Annotated in this window: 7 protein-coding genes and 1 tRNA gene; 3 read left to right on the plus strand and 5 right to left on the minus strand. The window is 46.0% G+C overall.

Going from position 1 to position 7,075, the window contains the following annotated elements; all coding sequences use genetic code 11:
• Positions 1-8: 8 nt before the first annotated feature.
• From OSCI_RS13105 to OSCI_RS13115, 3 genes are all read right to left on the minus strand, one after another.
• Positions 9-968, minus strand: a complete 960-nt coding sequence (locus OSCI_RS13105; protein ID WP_007355448.1) for a hypothetical protein — start codon at positions 966-968, stop codon at positions 9-11.
• Between the two features lie 144 nt (positions 969-1,112).
• Entirely contained in the window at positions 1,113-2,171 is a 1,059-nt protein-coding gene (locus OSCI_RS13110; protein WP_007355449.1) for a hypothetical protein, read from the minus strand.
• A gap of 145 nt (positions 2,172-2,316) precedes the next feature.
• The gene (locus OSCI_RS13115) at positions 2,317-2,985 is read right to left on the minus strand and encodes an Npun_F0813 family protein (RefSeq protein WP_007355450.1); all 669 of its coding nucleotides are present in this window, start codon (positions 2,983-2,985) and stop codon (positions 2,317-2,319) included.
• An 11-nt stretch (positions 2,986-2,996) separates the two neighbouring features.
• Here OSCI_RS13115 and OSCI_RS29935 point away from each other — a divergent pair, with 11 nt between their 5' ends.
• From OSCI_RS29935 to OSCI_RS30705, 3 genes are all read left to right on the plus strand, one after another.
• A complete protein-coding gene (locus OSCI_RS29935; protein ID WP_155523376.1) occupies positions 2,997-3,140 on the plus strand; it encodes a hypothetical protein in 144 nt (47 codons plus the stop codon).
• Between the two features lie 177 nt (positions 3,141-3,317).
• Positions 3,318-3,391 (plus strand) — tRNA-Arg (locus OSCI_RS13120).
• Between the two features lie 552 nt (positions 3,392-3,943).
• Positions 3,944-4,099 (plus strand): hypothetical protein, encoded by a 156-nt coding sequence (locus OSCI_RS30705; RefSeq protein ID WP_007355452.1) that lies wholly within the window; start codon positions 3,944-3,946, stop codon positions 4,097-4,099.
• Positions 4,100-4,401: 302 nt separating this feature from the next.
• Here OSCI_RS30705 and msrB read toward each other — a convergent pair whose 3' ends face one another.
• Complete coding sequence (gene msrB / locus OSCI_RS13125) at positions 4,402-4,800, minus strand: peptide-methionine (R)-S-oxide reductase MsrB (RefSeq protein WP_007355453.1); 399 nt, start codon at positions 4,798-4,800, stop codon at positions 4,402-4,404.
• Positions 4,801-5,180: 380 nt separating this feature from the next.
• A partial coding sequence (locus tag OSCI_RS13130; RefSeq protein ID WP_157135562.1) for a phosphodiester glycosidase family protein occupies positions 5,181-7,075 on the minus strand: 1,895 nt, incomplete at its 5' end.

Consider the following 7,075-nt stretch of genomic DNA (forward strand, 5'->3'; position numbering starts at 1 on the left):
ATTACCAATTAAAGTGAATATACTTGACCATCAATCAATAGCCGAGTAATCCCCTTTGCTTGTAAATAGGGAGCAGTTTTTTGTAGCAACTGGCCATCAGGTACTTTAAAAACACGCTGGTTTCGGGTCGAAAAACGGCGGGCTACTCGGTGATTGTCAAAAACTGGCAGAGTTTTCTCTCTAATTTCTTCAGGAGGAATCTGTCCGAGTTCGCCAAAAGCTTTCAGAGGCCGAGTAATCAATTCCGCAGCACGGTCAACTACCAAATAGCAGATTTTAGGAAGAGACGCTTCACTTAGCGGCAAAACTTGAAGCAAAGTTTTACTCCGAAGCTGTATAGAAACTCCGGGGCGAGAGTTTGCCATCCCCTCAAAATCGTCGTCTTCCAAATCATCTGAGCCGAAATCATCTAAATCATCATCATCATCATCATCTTCCTCATCCTCATCCTCGTCAAAATCACTAAACTCTTCAGCTTCTAGAGGCCCTTCATCTCCAAGCATTTCGCCTAAATTCCTAGCCCCAGCACCATAATCCTCATCCACAAACTCTGGCGCATCCTCTTCTGGCAACTCAGAAACATCCAAACGCCGAGGTATAACTTCTCGGACATCAATCTTCGCACGGGTTTCAGGGGTAGCTCTCGTGCGCTTGCGGATGAGCTTTGAGTTCGGGATTGGGTCAGAAGCGCCGGGATATACAGACTCAGAGAGATTGGTATCTGCTGATTCATCAACATCCGGCGCTATCGGCTGGGAAATACTGCTTTGGGAATGAGGCAAACGCTTTTGCTTTTGGTGGACTAGGGCATCGTATTCTGCCTCTGACAAAGCGCTCTGGAGGATACGCCTGACGGTAGAACTGCTCACCCCATAGCGCTTAGCTAGGGTAATAGTATTTTCCTCGGAGTGTCTATACAGTCCAAGGATTTCGTGTTTGTCAGATTCGGAGAGTTTTGTAGGCATCATGCCGAGTTTCCAAGCAAAGAGACGGGAGGGCGTGCAGCGTCAAAGCGCTGTATTTTAGATTTTAGATTTGAGATTTAAGATTTGAGTATTTCCAGAGAAACCTATCGCTAGCGGCTAATCGAAAAATTCTGCACTCAAAAATCCCTAAGCTGACCGCCGCCCGCGCCTACTCTGGCGAGAACGGGTTGAGATGTCATGTTCTAAAATAGCTCCAACACCAAATAGGATAGCGCTGAAGACAAAAAATACTTCAAGCAAGCTGCCACTTTGATAATCACCTTCAGCCTGAGTATCGCGCCACTTGAAGTACATATCTGCAATGTAAAGGGAAAAAGTGGCGGCGGCAATCATGCGCCAAGATTGGGAAAAACGCCCGCCCCAAAAGGCAAGGAGTAGAGCTGTAGCAATAATTAGCAGAAAAACGTCGCCAATGATGTAAAACAAATTCACCCAATAAGCATAGGGAGTGAGCTGTACGTCAAGGGCCTGAACCCAAGCTGGTGCGTTTGATTTTTCTTCGACTTCGGCTTCAGCTTCTGGGTCAGTTGCAGCGGCTGCGGATGTTTGTGGTTTTGGGTTAGTTGAATCTGTCAGTCCCGGAGCTTTTGCAGCTTTCAGCTCAGGTGTGGCAACTGTTTCCACTTGGGGCGCAGGTGCAGAACCCAAACCAAATTGGGCCTTGAAAAAGTCAGGGGCCGCAACCCAGGAAGCTATAGCAATACCAATTATGGCAATTCCCCCCAACAACCCCCACTGCCAAACTTCTAGATTCAAACGCTTGGAAGTAACAGCTAGAACCATGCCCCAGATCAGTGCCACGTAACTGCCTACATAGAAGACATCGGCTGGGGAGATATCGGGGTCAAGTCCAAAATATAACTCCCAAACGCCAAATACCACATTTGCTAGAAAGTAGAACAGCATCCCCAGACCAATGCCTAGCCAGACATTACGCCCACTGACCATTTGAGGGCTTTGCCAGTTTCTAAAACAGACTAAAGCTGCTCCTAGATAAGCCCCGCATTCAAAAATATAGGTGCCGATGGAGTACCAAAGGGGCAGTCCTTCCTCCTGAGAAAGGGGGACGCTGAACAGCAGAAAGAACAACAGTGCCAATACAGCCCAAACAACTCCCAAAATCACGAGAGTCTGAGCTGAGAGGAAGGATGGAGAAGTAGATGACTTTTCTGAAGTGCTGCTCATAGGGGTTCAAGAGACATAATTAGCAATTGAATTGCAGAAAATGTAAGTGGGAGTGAAACTGCCTGAACAGTTGGGCTTTTCTATACAAGTCTGTCATCCAGCGTTGCATATTGGTGCCGCCTGCGGTGGAATTATCAAAGATTTTTTATTGTGTCCACAGTTTGGCAAGGGGAGATTGTTTCAACCAAGCGATAAACTGGGAGCGATCGCCTGCTGGCATATCTTGCAAGATTTCGTTGACTCCTTCGGCAAAGGTGGTATTGCCAAAATAGGACTTGCCCAGCCTATGGAGTTCTTGCAGTAAGGTATTGAGGTGCTGCTCTTGCCAAGAAGGTATTTTGAGGCTGTGGAGTGGATCGACGGTTAGCAAATTTTTGACCGCATCTGGGGAGTCTGCGTGCGGGAAGTTCCCCTGCTGAAATACCTTAGCGATATCTTTCTGAAACGATGCGGCTTGCCGAGCACCTAAAAGGTCTTCAACGTCGAAGTAAACAGCTTGGAGCAGCAGCAGACAAGCTTGTGCGAATAGTGGAGCCTTGGCTTCGGAGCCGACTGGTTCTTCACTGGCAAGCTGATCTAAACGGACTTTTCCCCAGACGCTATATCTATCCGGCTCTTCTAGCAAAACGCAGGCTTTGCCTCGATTGTCGGTTAGATCCCGCCACAAGGCTCTGGCCTCTTCTGCTTGTTTGCCGTTGAAAGCGCTGATTAGGCGAAAGGTCTGCCCCTGATAATTGAGAATTGGGATCTGCTGATCCCGTTTTGGATGTTGAAAGCTGGTGATTTCGACATCCTGTCGTTTCAGAATAAACATGACACTGCGATTTGACTCCTGTCATGGCCGGGGGTGCTTTGCAAGTCATTGTACTCACGCATGGCGTGAGTTGCTACCTGCTGACGACTGATGGGTGGGTTTGGCTAAGCTGCGATCGCCCATCTGGACGCAGCCGCTCAGCTAACTCCCTTTAACTAACACCCTATCTTAATCTATGCTTTAATGATCTAGTTTGGTCTGTAAATTTGCTGCCAACCTCTGTGAGTCCCTTTTCCCTCTGTGCCCATTTTTTCCGAATTAGTGGTTTGACTATGACGCAAGCTAAGATATAATCGATTTATATCTATAAGATTGGTTGGCTCAAAAATGTTGGGTGCGTAACTCAGTTGGATAGAGTAGCGGATTTCTAATCCGCCTGCCGCAGGTTCGAGCCCTGCCGTACCCGTTTTCACTTAATCCGAACTCTCAATACTTGCCCGTCCTAGTAGACTAGCTGAGCAATTTGAGGGTTCATATTTTATGCAGTACACCACAGCTCGGATAAATGTCTAGCAACTGCCACAACGCTCAGGACATTTTCCATCCCCCAAACCATTTCTAGTATTGCATTTTCCTCCTGCCTGCTGCCTCCTGCTATACCTGCGGATCGGGCAATTTGAAAAATAGATAGGATCGGGACTTACGTAAAAGTATCCGTAACTCGGCTTACTGGGAGCCTGCATGAGTCATGAACAGCAAAAGGATTTAGACTAAGATAAAGAATTAAGAAGCGGGATATACAATCCCTCCGCAGGATGAAATGAGATATTTAAGAATAAATTACCCCTGATTCTATGTATACCAATATACATTTAATCTTTTTTAATAATTCCATTCATAAATCGCATGAAGCTGATGTAGTTAGTGCATAGTTTGACTTGAATTAAACTATATAATCAAGCTAAGATATAAATTACCTATAAGCAATGGTCGCCAGTCTGTTTACCAGGAAATTCTAATGAATACCCAAATACGCAAGGAATTGAAGACTCCGCTTCTTGACCAAGTTCAGAGCAATAGTATTAATGGTTCTGAGTTTGATGATTGGGCAAAGGCCGTCAAACGTCAGATGATTGCTGCACTCTCTAAAAAAGGTGCGATTGAACGTCCCTAAAATAATCTATAGGCTCTGTTGAGATAAAATCGCTACAGTAGCCTGGTAGGGTGGACAATGTTAGTAAACTATATTTGTCGTAAAAAAATATAAATTGTGGCTACCCTCACCCTACTCTCCTCAACTTAATATATCGCTATTGTGGGTACTAATAGCTTTAATTATTACTTACCAATGTCTAAAATAGTAATAACTTTAGTCATTCAATTATTAGAAATGACTAAAGTTATTACTATGAATATCTCCTAAACTAGATTCTGTCGCCAAAAAAGCTCCACTGGGTCAGCCTTCACCCTAATATATTACTTGTTAGGAACGAATTTAAGTGCTGCTGAATTCATGCAATATCGCAGTCCAGTCGGTTTGGGGCCGTCATTAAATACATGACCCAGATGAGCGTTACAGGCAGCACACAGCACCTCTGTACGGCGCATAAACAAAGTATTGTCTGATTCGGATTTCACATTTTCTTGATTGATGGTATCATAGAAACTTGGCCACCCAGTACCAGAATTGTACTTAGTTTCTGAGCTAAACAGGTCATTGCCGCAGCAGACGCATTTGTAAATACCAGCCTGTTTTAGATCGTGATATTCACCTGTAAAAGCTCTTTCTGTACCCTTTTTTCTGGTGACATGAAACTGTTCCGGGGTGAGCTGCTCTTTCCATTCAGACTCAGACTTTTTAACTTTGTTAACCATGTTTTGCTCCTCCCTTAAGTTTGCTTGGATGTAAAATCATGCTGACTTCAATATTAGCGGCAGCGCATTAAAATGTACATACCAAGGAAGTAGTAATAAACGCGAGCTCGACGGGAGCGATCGTTAGGCTCAATAGGGATGGACTGGCTCGCTAGTTTATGTGGAGCGTCACGATCGCAACTATCCTGTGAAGACTCTTAAAGCGTAGGATGAAGCAACCGGAGTTAAGCGCTCGGAGCCTCCAACTGTGCTTGGACTTGCCTAGTGCATCAATTGTGGCGATCGAGAGCGATAATCCTCATAGACCGATAGGGTTGGCTGCATCGATGTTACATGAAACGTGCGTAAGTCCTACGATTTAAAACCTTTTGAAAACCGTTCTAAGGCTGAATAAACACTCCAATACCATTATGAACGCGAGCAGCAGTCTGAGGCGGCCGATCGATGAGTTGACCTCCTAAATAAAGGCTTGTAGAACTACCGCCGTCCAAATTCAAAGCGTCAACAGCGCCCATTTGCTGCATGATTTGGGCAATCTCCCTAAAAGTAGCCCCCGCACCTCCGGCGCGGTTGTGAATGGCAACAATTAACAAATTCCCATTAGCAGCGATCGCAACTGCACTGCGAATAGCTGTTTGCTTAACATAAGCATCGCTAAATCCTTCGGCTTTGGCATCTAGGAAAACTTGACTGTTTTGCACCAACACGGGGCCGCCGCCCAAAATATAAGGATAGCGGTTAAAATCGGCCGGAACTGTGGCAGTTTCCAGGCGCAAGCTTGTCCCGACAGGGATCTGATTGGCTATTGTCGGGTTAGAACGCAGGGTCAGTAAATAGCCGTTAGCAGGAATGGGAAATGAGGTTTTCCCTGCTGTACCTCCGGGAGATTGGCTAATAACTTGTTCGTTTTGGACTGTGATTATAATTTCGCCATCGGAGAAAGGGGTGTAACTTGTTCCCCATTTAGCAGTGTAGCGACCAATGCCAGCTTGGACGTAGGCGCTATTAAGGTGAGCGATCGCTAAACGCTCTCCTTTTGAGGTAATTAAGCTTTCTTGCAGGCTCAAGCGCCCAATTTTGATGTCTCCGTTATCATTCCAAGCGATCGCACCTCGGTTCAAAATCGGCCCCGATAACCACTGATTATCTCGCCGAATTGCTCCCAAGGCTAGGCGATTAATCCGGTTAAAAAATCCTGCATTGATAGCAGCAGCGACGTTGGAGAGTTCGGCTGTTTGTAATAAAGGTGCAGTACCGGTGTCAGTTGGGGGATTACTTAGAATTGGTCTAATTTTCAATCCAGACTGGCGGGGATTGATTTCTAGCCAGACTACGGGAAATTTAGAATTACCTAAGTTACGGTATTGCGATCGCCACCGCAATCCGGGAGCCCAAAGAATATCTCTTTCTACCAAAGAATCGGGGCGGATGTCGATGACTAAGCGATGCCTACGGCTGGCTACGCCTACGCGATTTCCCAGGGTAAAAACTAGAGGCCGCCAACCCAAGGGAATATTAACTCGGATCTTAGTTTGGTTAGTCGATGATTCTACCTTGAGAGATTGTAGATGTTTACCCGCTCCCAAAGTACGCGCTATAAGGGCGCGATCGAGTACAGCATCAACTGTAATTAGCCATTCCTGAGTTCGTACTTGGGGTGTTGGTTTCGGTGTTTGGGGTTTTGTGGGATCGTCTGGCGTATCTCTACCTGTTGGTTTTGTGGGATCGTCTGAAGTGTCTTTAGGCTTTGGGTTTGGGGTTCTAGGTGGTGGTTCTACGTAGGTGAGTTGCCAGAAAGTGGGACGATCTAAATCTAGAACAATGCGATCGCCCCATTCTTGTTTTCCCACCCGAATTGCTGTTAATTTTGCTGGTTGGGTGGAGATTTTGAGCGTATTACCATCAGCGGAGATTTGCCAGCCAACTTTTTTGGCAAAATCTGTAATATCTAAATAGCGGTATTGAGGAGTTAAACGAGTCGCAAGACCATCTGTTTGAGATTGGGAAAACCACTGCACCGGCTGTTTAGTAGCATCACCAGAGTTTAATAGTTCAATGCCAGCTATTTCCATCAAGCTAACATCAGCAATCCAAGTGCGGACGCTAGAAGTCCCACCAATAGCCTGCTGGCTCCAAGCTGCCCTGAAAGTGTTACCATTTAAAGAGACTTGGCGACCTTGGTTTGGGTCGTTAGCAGGTGATACGACAGATTGAGCCAATATTTTTTCTGAGGAATAGAGAGAGAGCTCTTGAGCGAGGGAGCGGGGGGGCGGGG

The sequence above is a fragment of the Kamptonema sp. PCC 6506 genome (assembly GCF_000180455.1).
GTDB classification, from domain to species: Bacteria; Cyanobacteriota; Cyanobacteriia; order Cyanobacteriales; family Microcoleaceae; genus Kamptonema; species Kamptonema formosum.

Coding starts and splice junctions, on each gene's coding strand:
- msrB (WP_007355453.1), bottom strand. CDS start 4,800: ATGGTTAACAAAGTTAAAAAGTCTGAGTCTGAATGGAAAGAGCAGCTC.
- OSCI_RS13115 (WP_007355450.1), bottom strand. CDS start 2,985: ATGTTTATTCTGAAACGACAGGATGTCGAAATCACCAGCTTTCAACAT.
- OSCI_RS13105 (WP_007355448.1), bottom strand. CDS start 968: ATGATGCCTACAAAACTCTCCGAATCTGACAAACACGAAATCCTTGGA.
- OSCI_RS13110 (WP_007355449.1), bottom strand. CDS start 2,171: ATGAGCAGCACTTCAGAAAAGTCATCTACTTCTCCATCCTTCCTCTCA.
- OSCI_RS30705 (WP_007355452.1), top strand. CDS start 3,944: ATGAATACCCAAATACGCAAGGAATTGAAGACTCCGCTTCTTGACCAA.